The following is a 16,882-nucleotide window of genomic DNA, read 5'->3' as shown; positions in this document are numbered from 1 at the left end:
CTGGAGGCGCTGGACGATGAGTTCATTGCCCTGGTCACCCGCGAGACGGCGCTGCCGACCGGGCGCATTCAGGGTGAGCGCGGTCGCACCAGCGGTCAGATGCGGCTGTTCGCTCAGGTCCTGCGCCGTGGTGATTTCTATGGCGCGCGCATCGACCGGGCTCTGCCCGAGCGTCAGCCGCTGCCACGGGTCGATCTGCGTCAGTACCGGATCGGCGTCGGCCCGGTCGCGGTGTTCGGTGCGAGCAATTTTCCGCTGGCGTTCTCCACCGCCGGTGGCGACACCGCTGCCGCCCTGGCCGCCGGTTGCCCGGTGGTGTTCAAGGCCCACAGCGGGCATATGGCGACTGCCGAGCTCGTGGCCGATGCAATCATCCGCGCCGCCGAGCAAACCGACATGCCCAAGGGTGTGTTCAACATGATCTACGGCGCGGGTGTCGGCGAAGCGTTGGTCAAGCATCCGGCGATCCAGGCGGTCGGCTTCACCGGTTCGCTCAAGGGCGGTCGCGCCCTCTGCGACATGGCCGCCGCACGGCCTCAGCCGATTCCGGTGTTCGCCGAAATGAGCAGCATCAATCCGGTGCTGGTACTGCCCGAAGCCCTGCAACGGCGCGGCGAGAAAATCGCCAGTGAACTCGCCGCGTCAGTGGTGCTCGGCTGCGGCCAGTTCTGCACCAACCCCGGATTGGTGATCGGCATTCGCTCCCCCGAGTTCAGCGCATTTATTGAATCGCTCAGCGCGGTAATGGCCGACCAGCCGGGGCAAACCATGCTCAACGCCGGCACGTTAACCAGCTACGCCAAGGGTGTGCAGGCGCTGCGGGCGCATCCGCACATCACCCACCTCGCCGGTCGCGAACAACAGGGCAAGCAGGCCCAGCCGCAGCTGTTCAAGGCCGACGTCAGCCTGCTGATCAACGGCGACCCGCTGCTGCAGGAAGAAGTTTTCGGCCCGACTACCGTGTTAGTGGAAGTGGCCGACAAGGCCGAACTGCAACGGGCATTGCAAAGTTTGCACGGTCAACTCACGGCCACCCTGATTGCCGAAGCCGGTGACCTGCAAACCCATGGCGAACTGCTCTCGCTGCTTGAACAGAAGGTCGGTCGGGTACTGTTCAACGGCTACCCGACTGGCGTCGAAGTCTGCGATGCGATGGTGCATGGCGGTCCCTACCCGGCCACCTCCGATGCCCGTGGCACTTCGGTCGGCAGCCTGGCCATCGAGCGTTTTCTGCGCCCGGTGTGCTACCAGAACTGCCCGGATGCGCTCTTGCCCGACGCCTTGAAAAATGCCAATCCGCTGGGCATCGCCCGTCTGGTTGACGGCAATAGCCATCGCGACCCGGTTTAAAAAATACTCAGATGTGCAGCGAAATCCTGTGGGAGCGAGCTTGCTCGCGATGGGGCCATAACATTCAGCATTTATGTCGACTGTTACACCGCTATCGCGAGCAAGCTCGCTCCCACAGGTCCGGCTTTCACTCATCCCAGCAGTGCCTTCAAGTCGTTGTACAAGGCTTCGGGAATCTGCACGCCCTCCACCAAACTGCGTGCTCGCGCCTCATAACGCCGTTGCGACGGCAAGCGTGCGCCCTGCCCTTGTATGCTCTGGAACATCACTTCGGCACGGGCCAGATGCTGCTCGGTGGCCTCGCCGAGAAAGCGCCGCGGATCGAGGGCGATGATCAGCTCGCCGTGGTACGGCGACGACTTGCTGCCCGCGTCGTACGCCAGCGATTCAGCGCTGGTCAGGTCACCAATCAACGGCCCGGCGATCAACTCCACCATGGCGGCCAGCGCCGAGCCCTTGTGCCCACCGAACGTCAGCATCGCGCCGGCATCGAGCACCACGTTCGCATCGGTACTCGGCTGCCCTTCAGCGTCCACGCCCCAACCTTCGGGAATCGCTTTGCCGGCGCGTCGATGCAACTCGATCTCGCCACGGGCAATCGCACTGGTGGCGAAGTCGAACACAAACGGATCCTTGCCCGAACGCGGCCAGCCGAATGCGATGGGATTGGTGCCGAACACCGGTTGACTGCCCCCCGCCGGCGCGACCCAGGCATGGCTGGGATTACACGCCAGCGCCACCAGGCCGGCAGCGGTCAGCTGCTCGATCTCAACCCACAGCGCGGAAAAATGCACACAGCGATTAATCGCCAGCGCCGCAATCCCGTTTGCCCGGGTTTTCTCCTCCAGTAATGGCAGACCCGCCTGAAACGCCAACTGGGAGAATCCACCCGCCGCGTCGACCCGCACAATCGAAGGGGCCTGGTCGATCACCCGTGGCTCGGCATCGGCCACCACCTTGCCGGCCCTGAGCGAATTCACGCACCCCAGTACCCGATACAAACCGTGAGAGGCGCAGCCATCGCGCTCGCCGGCAATCACCGTGGCGGCCACCGCCTGAGCGTGGGCAAGGTTGAAACCGTTGTGCAGCAAGATCGATTCGGCCAGCTCGCGAGCTTCGGCCAGGGACAGTCGTTTCATCATCAACTCCTTGGACAGACCGGCCAGACTGGCCCATTCCAGACGCCACGGCTTGATCGCTTTAGGCCCGGTCGACGACGAATTCGGCATATCCCGCAACACGGCCATTCATCGGCTGGACGTCACACCACCCCTTGACACCGATTGCCTGACCGCCGAGCAACTGTTCGCCGGTGCTTGGTCAGCCTGCTAAATCACCGCCATCGAGCACGTAGCCAAAGCGAAGAACGTGGTGCCGCCGTCGGATCTGTCCGTCGACATCGAGATCGATCTGGGTCAGACCGGTCCGGCCTACTTCCTTCAGGCTCGATTGACCCTGCGCGTACCGGGTTTGTCGCACGATATCGCGACGACACTGGCGCACACCGCCGATCAAATCTGCCCGTACTCGAAAGCGACGCGGGGTAACATTGACGTGGCCCTGAACGTCCTCACGGCTTGACGCACCGCGCGGCGTTGCTATCGATCGGCATGGTCGATACGCCATATATATCGCATGCGCTTTAAGCGCACGCGAAACACAAACCCAGCAAAGCGTTGAGGACTCAACCATGAACAAGATCGAAAAAGTCCTGGCCACAGGCAAAACCCACACGACGTTCAGCGACGGTGACAACTCTTCCCGCGGCCTCGCCATCCAGCTCTCGTCGCCTGGAAACCCTAGACTGGCACACGAGTTCGCAGCCATTGTGCCGCACCCAACGGCAGAGCAGTTTTTCGCCGGCGCATGGTCGGCCTGCTACACCGCTGCCGTCGAGCTGGCGGCGAAAAATATGAAGGTGACGCTGCCGCCCAATCTGGCCATTGATATTGAGGTCGATCTGGGCCAGACCGGTCCGGCCTACTTCCTCCAGGCCCGGCTGACTCTTCGCGTGCCAGGCTTGACGCAAGACGTCGCGACGGAGCTGGCGCACGCCGCAGACCAAATCTGCCCGTACTCGAAGGCAACGCGCGGCAATATCGACGTGGTCATCAACGCCCTGACAGCGTGATGCACCGTACGACCGGTTCGACTTTCGCCGTCGAACCGGGGAGCAGCTGGGGCCGACCTATACGCAATACATCACCATCGTCGCGCTGTGGGAGGAAGACAATCAGACCGTCGGCAGCCTGGGCGAGAAGCTGTTTCTCGAATCGAACACCTTGACCCCGATCCTGAAGAAGCTGGAAGCGATGGGCTTTTTGCAAAGGCAGCGCGATCCCGAGGACGAGCGCCAGGTGCGGATCAGCCTGACGAAGAACGGTCGACAGCTACGCGAAAGCCAACCGGAAATGGGCCTCGCCGACGCCACTGGCCTGACGCTTGACGAGTTCATGAACATGCAAAAGGCGATCGTGAAGCTGCGCAACAATCTGATCAAATCGACGAAAGCCGGTGAATGAGCCGGCACGCCGATCTGGACATTCTCAAGCGCGAACTAGCGCACCGCCTCATCCCGCACCACCCCGCGCTCCTCCAGCAAGCGCACAAACATGGTCAGACTTTGCGACACCGTCCCCCGGCGCCACACCAGCCAGGTGCGCAAATAGCGGAACGATTCCGATAGCGGCCAGATGCTCACCGTGGTGCACCCGGGCATGCTGTTGAGCATGCTGCGGGGCATCAGCGCCAGGCCTGCACCGGCGCTGACGCACGCCAGCATGCCGTGATAGGACTCCATTTCGAAAATCTTGCCGGGCACCGCCGCGTCCTTGGCAAACCAGCTTTCGAAGTGATGCCGGTAGGAACAATTGGAGCGGAAGGCATAGATGTTTTCGCCATTAACATCCCGCGCGCGATGAATGGGGGAATGGTTGAGCGGCGCGATCACCACCATCTCTTCCTCAAACGCCGGCACGCCTTCCAGTGCCGGGTGCAGCACCGGTCCATCGACAAACGCTGCCGCCAGTCGGCCAGACAACACCCCGTCGATCATGGTCCCCGAAGGTCCGGTGGACAGGTCCAGCTCGACCTTGGCGTGCTTCTGGTTATACGCGGCCAGCAGCTCAGGAATGCGTACCGCAGCGGTACTCTCAAGTGACCCCAGCGGAAACGAACCCTGCGGTTCTTCACCCGCCACCGTCGCGCGAGCCTCCTGGACCAGGTCGAGGATGCGCCGGGCATAATCGAGAAAACTCCAGCCCGCCGGCGACAGGCGCAGGCGGCTCTTCTCGCGGATAAACAGGTCCACGCCCAGATCCAGCTCCAGCTGCTTAATCCGCGTCGTCAGGTTCGACGGCACCCGGTGGATGTGCTGAGCCGCCGCGCTGATGCTGCCGTGCTCGGCGACGGCTTTGAAAATTTCGAGCTGAACCAGATCCAAGTCATTCTCCAAACGTGAACGATATGCTCAGTATTATTCAGTTTCCAGAAAACAAACGCCACCGTAACCTGAGCGCATCCCCACCTCGCAGGACGGTGCCATGACCCAAGTTTCCAGCCTCACCCATGCCATTTCGATCAACCCCGCCAACGGCGAGCAGATCGGCCACTATCCTTTCGAATCCGCATCGGCACTGGACGATGCCCTGTCCCGCGCCGCTGCCGGGTTCCGCGCCTGGCGCAGCAAACCGGTTGATCAACGTTCGCAGTTGTTGATCGCCCTGGCGCAGGCATTGCGCGACAACGCCGCCGCGATGGCGAACATGATCACCCTGGAAATGGGCAAGCCGATCACTCAGGCGCGCGGCGAAATCGAAAAGTGCGCGCTGCTCTGTGAGTGGTACGCCGAGCACGGCCCCGCGATGTTGAGCGCTGAACCGACGCTGGTTGAAGGTGGAAAAGCGCGCATTGAATATCGCCCGCTCGGCCCGATTCTTGCGGTGATGCCGTGGAACTTCCCGATCTGGCAGGTTCTGCGCGGCGCGGTTCCAGCGTTGATCGCCGGCAACACCTACGTGCTCAAACATGCGCCCAACGTCATGGGCAGCGCTTATCTATTGCGGGAGGCCTTCAAGCAAGCCGACTTCCCCGAAGGTGTCTTCGAAGTCATCAATGTCACGCCGGACGGTGTCTCCACCGCAATCGCCGATCCACGCATCGCGGCAGTCACCCTCACCGGCAGCGTGCGAGCCGGCATCGCCATCGGCGCTCAAGCCGGTGCGGCGTTGAAGAAGTGTGTGCTGGAACTGGGCGGTTCAGATCCGTTCATCGTGCTCAACGATGCCGACCTCGACGAAGCGGTCAAAGCCGCCGTGATTGGCCGTTATCAGAACACCGGGCAAGTCTGCGCGGCCGCCAAACGCCTGATTGTCGAGCAAGGCATTGTCGAGGAATTCACGCGCAAGTTCGTCGAAGCCACGCAAAAACTGGTGGTCGGTGATCCACTGGCCGCCAACACCTACATCGGCCCGATGGCCCGCTTTGATCTGCGTGATGAACTGGATCAACAGGTGCGCGACACCCTGGAAGAAGGCGCGACGTTGCTGATGGGCGGCAACAAGGCTGAAGGCCCCGGCAACTTTTACGAACCCACGGTCTTCGGCGATGTCACCGACCAGATGACCTCGTTCAAACAGGAGCTGTTTGGCCCGGTGGCCTCGATCATCACGGCGCGAGATGCAGCGCATGCGCTGGCACTGGCGAATGACAGTGAGTTCGGCCTCGCCTCAACCATTTACACACGCAACGTCGAGCTTGCTGAGCAGATGGCCGGTGAACTGGAAACCGGTGGCGTGTTTATCAATGGCTATTGCGCCTCCGATCCGCGTGTCACCTTCGGCGGCGTGAAGAAAAGCGGTTTTGGCCGTGAGCTGTCGCATTTCGGTGTGCGTGAGTTCTGCAATGCCCAGACGGTGTGGCTGGATCGGCGCTGATTGCATAACGATGCCCGGGAGCCTTTTGGCTCCCAGGCTCACGATCTATTCGTTCAGGTAATACAGCTTGTTCACAATCATCCAGCGATAATTGATGTTCAGTAGCGACAGATAATCGGTAAATCGCATGCCAAGATAATCATCAGTGACTTTTACCGCGGCAGCATCACCCGTGACATCGATGCTGAGTATTTCCCAAAACGGTTTGACCTCTTTGGCTGCCGGCCCCTCGGCCTTGATCGCGCTGATAAATTCCTCCATGGATGCCCATTCCAGCTTCTCTTCGTAATGCCCAATGATGCGGCAAGAGGGATGAAAGGCCTGTCGCAGCAAGGCTTCATCGGCGAATACCATGCCTTCTACATAATTGCGGACCACCACGTTGATGTGTTCTTTAGCCAGCGATTGAGTCGTCATGTCATACCTCCAGCGTTCTCACCATCGCACCGCCGGATCAGGTTGTTCGATCATCCATCCCACCCTGAAAGTCTAGCACCGCGCGCTTAACCGTCCCGGACGGCGACTATGATGAGGGGGGGCACTTGCCTTTCGAGGAGCTGAGAGATGTCGCTGACTCTTGACTACCATCCGCTGTCGTCGTTCTGCCACAAAGTGCTCATCGCGCTCTACGAAAACGCTGTCGACTTCGAAAAACGGATCATCGATCTCGCCAACGATGCAGACAGAGCAGAGCTGCAAGCGCTGTGGCCGCTCGGTAAATTCCCGGTCATCCGCGACCACGCTCGCCAGCGCAACGTGGCGGCCATCCCGGAGCGATTTCGCCAGCCGCCGGACAACACCTGACAGGCCTCGAACATTCGCCTACCCCACCACGTCAATCAACTGCTCACGTTGCGCCCCTGTCAGCATCGGACCGAAACCGGCACCGGCATTTTCTGCCATGTAACGCGGGTTGCCGGTGCCGGGGATCACGCAAGTCACCGCCGAATGCGTCAGCAGGAATTTGAGCGCCAGTTGCGGCCAGCTGTTGACCCCCACTTGCGCGGCCCAACCCGGTAGCGGCTTGCCCTTCAAACGGGCGAGCAAATCACCGCCGCCGAATGGCCGATTGCAGATCACCGCCACGCCCCGCTCGCGACACAGCGGCAGGATGCGTTTCTCGACGCCGCGATCGTCCAGGGCATAGTTGATCTGCAAAAAGTCCAACGGCTCGGCCTTGAGTACCGCTTCCACCTCGTCATACGCCGACGCCGTGTAATGGGTGATGCCGATGTAACGGATGCGCCCTTCTTCCTTCCATTTGCGCAGCGTGGGCAAATGGGTTTTCCAGTCCAGCAGGTTGTGAATCTGCATCAGGTCGATCCGGTCGGTCTGCAGCAGTTTGAAGGACTGTTCCATCTGCGCGATGCCTTCTTCGCGGCCACGGGTCCACACCTTGGTGGCCAGAAACGCCGGCGAGCGCGGTTCATGAATCGACAGCAGTTCGCCGGTCGTCTGTTCGGCGCGACCGTACATCGGCGAACTGTCGATCACCTTCCCGCCCTTCTCGAACAACGCGCGCAGCACAGCAGGCAGCTGCTTGTAGGCGGGGCTTGAAGGCTCGACATCAAAACCGCGATACGTGCCCAGCCCAACGATCGGTAAGAGTTCGGCGCTGGATGGAATGGCCCGGGTCAGCATGTTCTTGCCTCCTGTTTCGGTCGACGGCGTGGATGCTGCAAAAGCCGGATCGAAGGTGAAAACCGCCGAAGCACCGGCAGCCAGCGTGAGTATTTTTCGACGCGTGTACCCATCAGTGTGGCTCATGGAATTGTCCTTCCACATTTTTGCTGTCAGCCACGGTCCACAGCACTTCTCGCGCCGGACGCACGAGGCTAGCCACATCAGCATAGCTACCGGCGACACAAGCACCGCAATCTCCAACAGCACCAGCACGCAGAAATGTAAGTCGAAGCCCAGACTCAGCGCCTAATGCCAGTCAGTTAAGGAACGACACAATCCGTAGCAGCTGGCGAAGCCTGCGTTCGACTGCGCAGCAGTCGTAAAACCTGAGTTTGCGGTCTTTCTGAAACACCGCATCGTCTGATTTCACGACTGCTTCGCAGCCGAACGCAGGCTTCGCCAGCTGCTACAAGGATCGCGTTACGGCTTAACTGACTGGCATTAGCCTCAGCGCCGCTCTTTCCGACGGCAGGACGTTGAGCCATTTAACAGCGATGGGCATGGCTGCCCCTCCCGGTGCGTCGCGCTATCGGTCTACTACACTCTGACAGCGATCAAGCGATAGCCGTCTTCAGGCCAGAGCCGTCAATGCCGCCCACTAAAGTTAGCCGAATGCCACGAATCCTGGTGTCAATCGTCGTCATCATCGCCGTTGTGTATCTGGCGCTCTGCGCTGCGCTGTTTGTGTTCCAGCGCGCCCTCATCTACTTCCCGCAACCCCGCGCTGTCGGCACCTCGGCAACGCTGATCACCCTGTCCGTCGACGACGCGCAGGTGCTGGTGTCCGTCAGGCCGCACGAGGGGCCCAATGCGTTGATCTATTTCGGTGGAAATGCCGAGGACGTCTCCCGGAGCCTGCCTTCGTTTTCCGAAGCCTTTGCCGATCACGCCGTCTACTTGCTGCACTACCGAGGCTACGGTGGCAGTTCCGGATCGCCCTCCGAGGAGATGGTTTCGCGCGACGCCATGACCTTGTTTGACCTGGTCTACGCCACCCATCCACACATTACGGTGGTCGGTCGCAGCCTGGGCTCCGGCGTCGCCGTGCGCCTCGCCAGCCAACGCCCGGCGGCGCGTCTGGTGCTGATCACCCCCTACAACAGTGTTTTAGAACTCGCCGCCCGGCAGTTCCCCATCTTCCCGGTGAAGTGGTTGCTCAAGGACACCTTTGAATCCTGGAAGTACGCCGCCCACATCACGGTGCCGACGCTGTTGATCGCGGCTGAGCACGACGAAGTGATACCGCGTTCCAGCACCGAGCGGCTCTTCACGCATTTCGCCAACGGAGTGGCGTCGCTGAAGGTCATACCCGGTACGGGGCACAACTCAGTATCCGAGAGTCCCGAGTATCTCAAGGTGTTGGGCGATGGTTTGTAAATGGCGGTGCCCGCCGCGCCGATACCGGTCCAGACCGCGTAGGCCGTCCCCACGGGCAGTGTTCGACTAGCGCCGCAACGGCACTCCGCGCGAAGACAAATGCTTCTGCGAAGTGCGCGCCTTGCGACTTAGCGCAGCGATCGGAATGCCGCGCGAAGTTCCTCGGTAAAAAGCTGCGGTTGTTCCCAGGCCGCGAAGTGGCCGCCCTTGTCGGCCTGATGGAAGTAGATCAGGTTGCTATAAGCGCGCCGGGCCCATGTTTCTGGCGGGCAGTAGACATCTTCTGGAAACACGGTGACGGCCACCGGCAGAGAAATCTCGGTGGTCTTCTGTGCGGCCGAAGAAAGAGGGCTTCGCCCCATGTTCTCCCAGTAGAGCCTTGCTGCCGAGGCGGCGCTATTCGTCAGCCAGTAGAGCGTGATGTCGTCCAGCACTTCATCCTTCGTCGGCGACTGTTGGGGGTCGGCGCCGTATGTCCAACGGGCAAAGCCTGGATGCACGAGCATGAGCGCTGCGAGGAAGGCCGGTGAATCCGTCGCGCCGTAACCGATCATCTGCGGCCGCGCGGCCATCATCGTGCTGTACGCCAGGTTTCCCTGTTTGACGAGCGTGGCGACGGCGTCGTAGGTCGCACGCTCCTTTTCGGAAAATCCCGTCGGCGCCGGTCCGCCGACAGCGAGCGCCGCGCTCGCTTCCGCCGGTATCGTGGCTGGCAGGTTAAGGTGAATGCCGCGCAATCCGACCGGCGCCTGGCGCGCCATCGCGCTGGTAATGGGGGCGCCCCAGTCGCCACCTTGGGCGACGTAGTGGGTGTACTCGAGGCGCTGCATCAGCTGCGCCCAGACCCGCGCGATATGGTCCGGATCCCAACCGATACCACTCGGTTTGCCGGAGAAGCCGTAGCCAGGAATGGATGGAATCACCACATCGAAGGCATCTGCCGCATTGCCCCCGTGGGCGGTCGGGTCGGTGAGCGGACCGACGACCTTGATGAACTCGAGCACGGAGCCTGGCCACCCGTGGGTCATGATCATCGGCAAAGCGTTCGGGTGGGGGGAGCGCACCCAGATAAAGTGGATATCGACCCCGTCGAGGGTGGTCACGTACTGCTCCAGCGTATTGAGCTGCGCTTCGGCCTTGCGCCAGTCGTAGTTCGTGCCCCAGTAGCGAACCAGCTCCTGCAGCTGTGCCAGCTGTGCACCCTGTGATCGATCGGAAACCGTCTCTTTGTCCGGCCAGCGGGTCGCCGCGATACGGTTGCGCAGATCGGCGAGTTCCTTGTCCGCAACATTGACGTGGAAGGGTTGAATGGCCTGGGGATTGGCGGCGGGAGCGACGCTGGCGAGGGCCGAGGCGCAAAGCGCAAGGGTGGCGATAGCAACCGCGAATAGGTGCTTCATCTTCATTACCTCAGTTGAGGGTCACGATGAGTGATGAGTTTGCGCTTATCGGTCACCGAAGACGCTTTACCAGCCGGTCAGAGAAGGCATTGGGCACGTAAGCCATATCGCAAGGGCGAAAGCCAAGCTTCACCCTTGCGATGCCTTGCCCAAATTGCGTGACAGGTCCGGCTCAGACCAGGTTGATTTCGACGTTGATGTTGCCCCGCGTGGCTTTGGAGTACGGACACAGCTTGTGCCCTTCATCCACCAGCGCTCGGGCTGTTTCGCGGTCCATTCCCGGCAGGCTGATGTTGAGGCGCGCCTGCAGGAGGTAGCCGCCTGCGTTGGTGCCCAGGTCCACTTCGGCGTCAATGGCCAGGCCAGGCGGGAGCGTGACCTTCATTTTGCGCTATGAATAAGCACCAATCACCCACTTAACTTTTTCAAGCGCCTCTCGAAGTGCGCCCATCTCCGCTGACCCCAGCGCCAAGCGGATCGCATGCGGGACATGAGCAGAAGTCGCAAAAGGCTCAGCGGTTGAAACCGCGACTTTTTCACGCAGCAGCGCCGCGGCGATCTGGTCTGCCCTCGCATCTTCAGACAAAGGCAGCCAAAGAAAATAGGACGACGGGTGGCGAATACATGGAAGGCCCGCCAGCACTTCTGCGGCCATGGTTTGCCTGGCTTGCGCATCTTGGCGTTTTTCAGCTTCCAGTTGCATGACGGTGCCATCGTCGAGCCACGTGCTCGCGATCGCCGTCAGCACGCCGGGGGTATTCCAGGTGGTCGCCCTGATCGTTCGCTCCAGCGCGGGCACTTTTTCGGCCGGGGCGGCGACGAAACCTACGCGCAGTCCAGTGGCCACACTCTTGGAGAGCCCTGAAACGTAAACGCTTCTCTCGGGTGCGAGTTGCGCTATCGGTGCCGGCGGGTTCTCGGCAAGGAAGGCATACGCGGCGTCCTCGATGATGAGCAAGTCATGCTTGCGCGCAATTGTCACCAGCGAATCGCGCTGATCGGCACTCATCACCCACCCCAGCGGATTGTGCAGCGTCGGCATCGAGTACACCGCCCGCACGCGGCGACTCCGGCACAGACTGTCCAGCGCCTCCAGATCAGGTCCCTGTCCGGTCACGGGAATGGGCACGATTTCAAGGTGCAAGGCTTCGGCCAGCACGATGAATCCTGAATAGGTCAGCGCATCCGCAGCAATCACATCACCGGGTTGCAGCAGCGCCATCATCGTCACGGCCAGCCCATGCTGGGCACCACTGACCATTAACACTTGCTCGGCATCCACTGTCAGCCCTCGGGCGAGCAAATGGCGCGCCACCGAGGCGCGCTCATGCAAACGCCCGGCGTGTGGCTGGTAGCGCAACAGGGACTCCAGATCACCGCCCGAGGCGAGTTGGCGCAGTGCATTTCGCAAGAGTTCTGCCTGCCCTGGCAGCGAGGGATAGTTGAAGTTGAGGTCGGTCATTCCAACGGCAACGTTTTTCTGGTCGATACCCAAGCCAGGCGGCAACGACGTCTCCCGCACGAACGTGCCTCGCCCCGTCTCGCCGCTGACCAGGCCCATGGCTTCGAGCTCCGCATACACCCGACTGGCGGTCACCAATGCCAACCCTTCTGTTGCCGCCAGTTGGCGATGCGTCGGCAAGCGCGTGCCCGGCAACAATCGGCCTGACCGGATGTCGGCCGCCAAAGCATCCACTAATGACTTGTACCGTGAGCGAGGCATGTCGAGATGTATCCATGACAATTTTTTGATTGTAGTGATCGTCGATCATACGATGGATCTCTGCAAATTCAGAGTGCCCTCATATGGAACGGACCCTGCAAAACCCAATGACGGAAAAGACCGCGAGCGGATGGCTCAACGGGTTTATCGGCGTGCTGATTTTCAGCGGCTCGCTGCCGGCCACACGGTTGGCCGTGCTGGAATTCGACCCGGTTTTCCTGACCGTTGCCCGAGCGGCGATTGCCGGGCTTCTGGCGCTGTGCATGCTGGTGCTGTTTAAAGAACAGCGTCCCGCCAAGCGTCAGCTTCTGCCCTTGGCGATCGTGGCAATGGGCGTTGTAGTAGGGTTTCCGCTACTGACGGCGCTGGCGCTGCAGTACGTGACGTCGGCGCATTCCATCGTCTTCGTTGGCTTGTTGCCACTCGCCACTGCGGTGTTTGGCGTGTTGCGCGGCGGGGAGCGTCCACGGCCGGTGTTCTGGTTCTTCTCAGTCCTGGGCAGCGCTTTGGTCGTGGGATTTGCCGTCTCGCAAGGCCTGACAGCTTCTCCGACCGGCGACATCCTCATGCTGCTGGCCATCCTCGCCTGCGGGCTGGGTTATGCAGAAGGTGCGAAGCTTTCAAGGACCCTGGGAGGCTGGCAGGTGATCTCTTGGGCGTTGCTGCTGTCGCTGCCCGTCATGGTCCCGCTGAGCTGGTTCATGGCCCCGGCTTCGTTCTCGGGAATCACCCCATCCGCGTGGTTCAGCCTGGCTTACGTGTCGATCTTCAGCATGCTGATCGGCTTCGTATTCTGGTACCGCGGGCTGGCCCAAGGGGGGATTGCCGCCGTCGGCCAGCTGCAACTGCTACAGCCGTTTTTTGGTTTGGCGCTGGCGGCCACGCTGCTTCACGAGCAGGTCAGCATCGGCATGCTGGGGGTTACCGTCGCGGTGATCCTTTGCGTGGCCGGGGCGAGGAAGTTTTCGAAGTGAGCGGGCGCGACAAGCGTTGCTGCCAGTTTCCGCCATTGGCGCGTTGGCATTCTTCTTCAGAATCGAACTGCACATGGGCCGATACCGGGCTGACGAGAACGTCCGCTTCGTTTAACGCATTGGCAGTCAACTCGACCATGCGCTCGCCCTGCCCACTGGCCAGCGCCTGATCCTTATTGGCCTGCGTATCGAAGACCCAGATGACCCTCAGGCTGGAGGGGAACACCTCGTAATCGACCTCGTGGGTCAGCCAGCAGAACCCGACGATGTCCACTTTGGCCGTCTCACACGCCTCGGTCAGGGTGGCAATCAGGCGACGCTCGATGTGCGCCTGATCGCGTTTGCTTAGCGGCATGGGTGGATCCTTGTGACGGGTCAAAAGAAGCCATCATACGACACCTCCATGTCCTCTTTGGCGGACGCACTGCGCCCAGCGCAAATATGTCTCTTTCGCCCGTGAACCTTGTGTTGAAGCGCCAGTCATAGCCGAGCCGTGAAACCCACTTGCCCGCTCAGAGCTGTCTATCCATGCGCCAAACCCTCCTGTCCGTTCGCGTTGCCTCGCTCTGTTTCATTCCTCTTTTTTACCTGTTCGCCAACCCCGCCCACGCCGGTGCCGAAAGGCAGTTGGTGGAAGCCATCAACGACTACCGCGCTCACCCCGATCGCTGCTTGGGGCGCGCGGGTCGAGCGTTATCGCCGCTGGCGTTGAAGTCGAACCTGGCCTTGCCGATCGGTTACGGCGGTGGTTTGCGCGATAGATTGAAAGCGTCGGGTTATCAGGCAGTGACGGTGCGCACGATTCGTGTGGTCGGTGCGCAGGATGCCGATGAAGCCTTCGACATGCTCCAGAGCGATTACTGCGGGGCGTTGCTCGATACCCAATACGCCGACATTGGCGTCAGTCGCGCCCGGAGTGAGTGGCAGGTGGTGCTGGCGCAGCCCGTGCTGGACAGTCGTGTGGGTGATTCGCGAGCCGTCAGCAAAGCGTTGCTGGCACAGGTCAATGCGGCACGCTCAAAGCCGCGCCTCTGCGGTCGTCAGCGCTTCGCCGCCGCACGGCCATTGGCCTGGAGCGCAGCCCTGGGCGCAGCTGCGCAAGGGCACAGCAAGGCGATGGCCTACGGCAACTACTTCGCCCACCAGGACCCCGACGGTGATATGCCTGCAGACCGGGCCAGAGCCGCTGGTTTCCGTGGCCGGCAGATCGGCGAGAACATCGCTGCCGGCCAGGGCTCACCGAGCAAGGCCATGTCGGGCTGGCTGGCCAGCCCGGGGCATTGCGCCAACCTGATGAATCCGATGTTTACCCAAATGGGCGCAGCCTATGCGGCGGACGCGCGCAGTGATGAGGGGGTTTATTGGACGATGTTGTTTGGCGCGCCTTAAGCGATTGAGCGACGTCTCATTTGGGGCGCCGCACCGCCCTCACCTTCCCACTGCCACCGCCGCCGCAGAAAAACTGATCACCGCCGTCCGATTCAAGCCCCGACACCCCGACGCCGGCCGGCAGCTTCACGCTCTCCAGCACCTCGCCGGTGGTCGAATCAATATGGCGTAACTCACTCTCGTCTTCTTCCCAGGTGCCATGCCACAGCTGACCCTCGACCCAGGTCACCCCGGTGACGAAACGGTTGGATTCAAGGGTGCGCAGAATCGCGCCGGTCTCGGGATCGATCTGATGAATCTTGCGATCCCGATACTCGCCGACCCACAGCGTCCCTTCCGCCCACGTCAGCCCTGAGTCACTGCCGCCAGGCGCCGGGATTGTCGCGAGTACACGGCCGGTCTGCGGGTCAATTTTCTGGATGCGGTCCTCGGCGATCTGGAACAGGTGCTGGCCGTCGAAGGCGGTGCCGGCATGGGCGGCGACATCGATTGAACGCAGTGTCTTGCCGCTCGCAGGGTCCAGGGCGTTGAGTTTGTCGCCGGTGGCAAACCACACGTGCCGGCAGTCCCAGGTGACGCCATGCACCTTGTCGACACCGGCAAAAGGTCCATATTCACGAAGGATTTGAGCTGCTGACTGTTTCATGTTGGCATTCCTCGTTACGGGTGGGAGGCGTTCATCCTAGTCACCCGGCAGTGGCACCGGGAGTAACAAGGTCGTCGCGAAACCCGGCACCGGCGGGGTCATCCAGCGACGCGCCCGACCGCGACCAAACGACTGCACCTTGCCCGCGCGGGCCAATTCCTCGAGTGCCCGTTGCACCGTGCGCTGGCTGGCACCGAGGGCCAGTGCCAGGGCCGAGCTCGACCACGACTCACCGTCGACGAGGAAAGCGAACACCCCCGCGTACTTCTCTTCGACGTGTTGCGCCAGCACCACAACGTCAGAGGCAACCAGCGACACCAGCGCAAACCCGCGCTGGGTAGCCGTTACGCCGGCCAAGGGTTTAAGTGCCGCGCGCAGTCGCCCGACTTCGACTCGCAACCGCGCGCGAAGGGACTCATCGGCGTGCTTCAAACGAAAGGCCTGGGCAATCAGCGTTTCCCTCGAAACGTCGGCCGGCCACGCTTCGGCGAGTGCTCGTGCGAGGGCAAACAAGACCGGGCGTGTGGCGAGGGAGACCGACATGCCGGCACCACGCACGACGTAGCGACAGGCGTCCACGACCAGCGACGTGGACGCGAGCAACGCTTCAACCTCATCCAGCAACAGAGGCCGTTCTTCGCCATGGGCAATCAAACGCGCGACAGGCGTGTTCAGGACAAGGGCAGCGTTTTTCACCTCGGCCGTCAGCGCAGGAATATCGGCGTCGCGCGCGGCGTGCTCGGCTCTTGTGAGTGCAAACCGCGCCTTGTTCGTCTCGAGTCGTCGCATCGCGATCCCCGCCACGACCAGTTCGTGGGCGGCGCGCAATGCTGGCGGTAATGGGGCGGGGTCAAGCTCGGCGAGCAGCACGTCAGCCTCTTCGAGATGCCCGATCAGCAGCAAACGCCGAATCTGCAAATACCGCGCATGAGCGGCGTTCACTCGATCGCCGTGCGTCTCCAGCGTCACTCGCGCTGACTCAAGTGCCTTCACCGGCCAGCCCAATTCCCGGGAGGCCAGCGCGATCTCGGCCTCGGCGACCACACAGCGCGCCCGAGCCAAGGCCTCCTTCGGACCGAAGGCCCGTGCGGCCCTCTGCACCAGCGCCTTGGCTCGCACCAGATCGCCGAGTTGCGCCATCGCAATACCCCGCAACGCCAGCGCCGGCGCATCGTCGCGCAACGCGACCCGGTTCAGCGCGCCGAGCGGATCACCCGCTGCCAGCGCCTGCGCTGCGGCGGTGATCAGCGAGTCCATATGAATCCCGCCACAGTTGTCACTCCCACCGTTGGATGTTCGCTGTTGAGTCTATCTCACGATGACCCATCACGAAGGCCCCCCTTGTAGCAGCTGCCGAAGGCTGCGTTCGGCTGCGCAGCAGTCGTAAAATCGGAACTCGCGGTGTT

The 16,882-nt window shown here is 61.7% G+C and carries 15 protein-coding genes and 5 pseudogenes; 9 read left to right on the top strand and 11 right to left on the bottom strand.

All coding sequences use genetic code 11. The annotated features are described in order from the left end of the window. The coding region (locus WLY71_RS23855) for an aldehyde dehydrogenase (NADP(+)) (RefSeq protein WP_347805502.1) at nucleotides 1–1,350 on the top strand (1,350 nt) is incomplete at its 5' end. A 131-nt stretch (nucleotides 1,351–1,481) separates the two neighbouring features. Here the strand turns inward: WLY71_RS23855 and WLY71_RS23850 are convergent. Then, nucleotides 1,482–2,489 carry an Ldh family oxidoreductase gene (locus WLY71_RS23850; protein WP_347805501.1) on the bottom strand — a complete coding sequence of 336 codons (1,008 nt, stop codon included), beginning with the start codon at nucleotides 2,487–2,489 and terminating at the stop codon, nucleotides 1,482–1,484. 10 nt (nucleotides 2,490–2,499) lie between these two features. Between WLY71_RS23850 and WLY71_RS23845 the strand changes: the two are divergent. The 3 genes and pseudogenes from WLY71_RS23845 to WLY71_RS23835 all read left to right on the top strand — a co-directional run. Continuing rightward, nucleotides 2,500–2,931 (top strand): annotated as a pseudogene (locus tag WLY71_RS23845) (Ohr family peroxiredoxin). A 109-nt stretch (nucleotides 2,932–3,040) separates the two neighbouring features. Continuing rightward, complete coding sequence (locus tag WLY71_RS23840; protein WP_347805500.1) at nucleotides 3,041–3,481, top strand: Ohr family peroxiredoxin; 441 nt, start codon at nucleotides 3,041–3,043, stop codon at nucleotides 3,479–3,481. A 40-nt stretch (nucleotides 3,482–3,521) separates the two neighbouring features. After that, nucleotides 3,522–3,872: pseudogene (locus tag WLY71_RS23835) on the top strand (MarR family winged helix-turn-helix transcriptional regulator); the annotation flags it as partial. A 35-nt stretch (nucleotides 3,873–3,907) separates the two neighbouring features. Here WLY71_RS23835 and ptrR read toward each other — a convergent pair. Continuing rightward, the gene (gene ptrR / locus WLY71_RS23830; protein WP_046055497.1) at nucleotides 3,908–4,792 is read right to left on the bottom strand and encodes a putrescine utilization regulator PtrR; all 885 of its coding nucleotides are present in this window, start codon (nucleotides 4,790–4,792) and stop codon (nucleotides 3,908–3,910) included. 100 nt (nucleotides 4,793–4,892) lie between these two features. Between ptrR and WLY71_RS23825 the strand changes: the two genes are divergently transcribed. Further along, complete coding sequence (locus tag WLY71_RS23825; protein WP_347805499.1) at nucleotides 4,893–6,284, top strand: aldehyde dehydrogenase family protein; 1,392 nt, start codon at nucleotides 4,893–4,895, stop codon at nucleotides 6,282–6,284. Between the two features lie 45 nt (nucleotides 6,285–6,329). On the opposite strand, the gene WLY71_RS23820 is transcribed toward WLY71_RS23825, so the two are convergent. Next, complete coding sequence (locus tag WLY71_RS23820; protein ID WP_347805498.1) at nucleotides 6,330–6,701, bottom strand: nuclear transport factor 2 family protein; 372 nt, start codon at nucleotides 6,699–6,701, stop codon at nucleotides 6,330–6,332. Between the two features lie 147 nt (nucleotides 6,702–6,848). Here WLY71_RS23820 and WLY71_RS23815 point away from each other — a divergent pair. After that, nucleotides 6,849–7,043: pseudogene (locus tag WLY71_RS23815) on the top strand (glutathione S-transferase N-terminal domain-containing protein); the annotation flags it as partial. Nucleotides 7,044–7,106: 63 nt separating this feature from the next. On the opposite strand, the gene WLY71_RS23810 reads toward WLY71_RS23815, so the two are convergent. Continuing rightward, nucleotides 7,107–8,051 (bottom strand): aldo/keto reductase, encoded by a 945-nt coding sequence (locus WLY71_RS23810; RefSeq protein ID WP_347805497.1) that lies wholly within the window; start codon nucleotides 8,049–8,051, stop codon nucleotides 7,107–7,109. A gap of 504 nt (nucleotides 8,052–8,555) precedes the next feature. On the opposite strand from WLY71_RS23810, the gene WLY71_RS23805 reads away from it, so the two are divergent. Continuing rightward, nucleotides 8,556–9,344, top strand: a complete 789-nt coding sequence (locus WLY71_RS23805) for an alpha/beta hydrolase (RefSeq protein ID WP_347805496.1) — start codon at nucleotides 8,556–8,558, stop codon at nucleotides 9,342–9,344. Here the strand turns inward: WLY71_RS23805 and WLY71_RS23800 are convergent. The 4 genes and pseudogenes from WLY71_RS23800 to WLY71_RS23785 form a co-directional block, all read right to left on the bottom strand. Continuing rightward, a pseudogene (locus tag WLY71_RS23800) lies at nucleotides 9,344–9,409 on the bottom strand (SMR family transporter); the annotation flags it as partial. The gene WLY71_RS23805 and the pseudogene WLY71_RS23800 sit on opposite strands and share 1 nt — an antisense overlap. A gap of 63 nt (nucleotides 9,410–9,472) precedes the next feature. Continuing rightward, the gene (locus tag WLY71_RS23795) at nucleotides 9,473–10,744 is read right to left on the bottom strand and encodes an epoxide hydrolase family protein (RefSeq protein WP_347805495.1); all 1,272 of its coding nucleotides are present in this window, start codon (nucleotides 10,742–10,744) and stop codon (nucleotides 9,473–9,475) included. Between the two features lie 172 nt (nucleotides 10,745–10,916). Further along, nucleotides 10,917–11,135 (bottom strand): annotated as a pseudogene (locus WLY71_RS23790) (OsmC family protein); the annotation flags it as partial. Continuing rightward, nucleotides 11,136–12,467, bottom strand: a complete 1,332-nt coding sequence (locus WLY71_RS23785) for an aminotransferase-like domain-containing protein (protein WP_347805493.1) — start codon at nucleotides 12,465–12,467, stop codon at nucleotides 11,136–11,138. 83 nt (nucleotides 12,468–12,550) lie between these two features. On the opposite strand from WLY71_RS23785, the gene WLY71_RS23780 reads away from it, so the two are divergent. Beyond that, complete coding sequence (locus WLY71_RS23780) at nucleotides 12,551–13,441, top strand: DMT family transporter (RefSeq protein WP_347805492.1); 891 nt, start codon at nucleotides 12,551–12,553, stop codon at nucleotides 13,439–13,441. On the opposite strand, the gene WLY71_RS23775 is transcribed toward WLY71_RS23780, so the two are convergent. Further along, nucleotides 13,389–13,796, bottom strand: a complete 408-nt coding sequence (locus tag WLY71_RS23775) for a hypothetical protein (RefSeq protein WP_347805491.1) — start codon at nucleotides 13,794–13,796, stop codon at nucleotides 13,389–13,391. The two genes, WLY71_RS23780 and WLY71_RS23775, sit on opposite strands and share 53 nt — an antisense overlap. 173 nt (nucleotides 13,797–13,969) lie before the next feature. Here WLY71_RS23775 and WLY71_RS23770 point away from each other — a divergent pair, with 173 nt between their 5' ends. Beyond that, nucleotides 13,970–14,830, top strand: a complete 861-nt coding sequence (locus WLY71_RS23770) for a CAP domain-containing protein (RefSeq protein WP_347805490.1) — start codon at nucleotides 13,970–13,972, stop codon at nucleotides 14,828–14,830. 16 nt (nucleotides 14,831–14,846) lie between these two features. Here WLY71_RS23770 and WLY71_RS23765 read toward each other — a convergent pair whose 3' ends face one another. Beyond that, complete coding sequence (locus tag WLY71_RS23765) at nucleotides 14,847–15,476, bottom strand: Vgb family protein (protein WP_347805489.1); 630 nt, start codon at nucleotides 15,474–15,476, stop codon at nucleotides 14,847–14,849. Between the two features lie 36 nt (nucleotides 15,477–15,512). Beyond that, nucleotides 15,513–16,733 carry a helix-turn-helix domain-containing protein gene (locus WLY71_RS23760; RefSeq protein WP_347805488.1) on the bottom strand — a complete coding sequence of 407 codons (1,221 nt, stop codon included), beginning with the start codon at nucleotides 16,731–16,733 and terminating at the stop codon, nucleotides 15,513–15,515. Nucleotides 16,734–16,882 lie beyond the last annotated feature (149 nt).

Origin of the sequence: Pseudomonas rossensis (assembly GCF_039888995.1) — a bacterium.
GTDB lineage: Bacteria > Pseudomonadota > Gammaproteobacteria > Pseudomonadales > Pseudomonadaceae > Aquipseudomonas > Aquipseudomonas rossensis.
The sequence above is the reverse complement of the archived record's forward strand: the minus strand, read 5'-3'. Positions and strand labels throughout refer to the sequence as shown.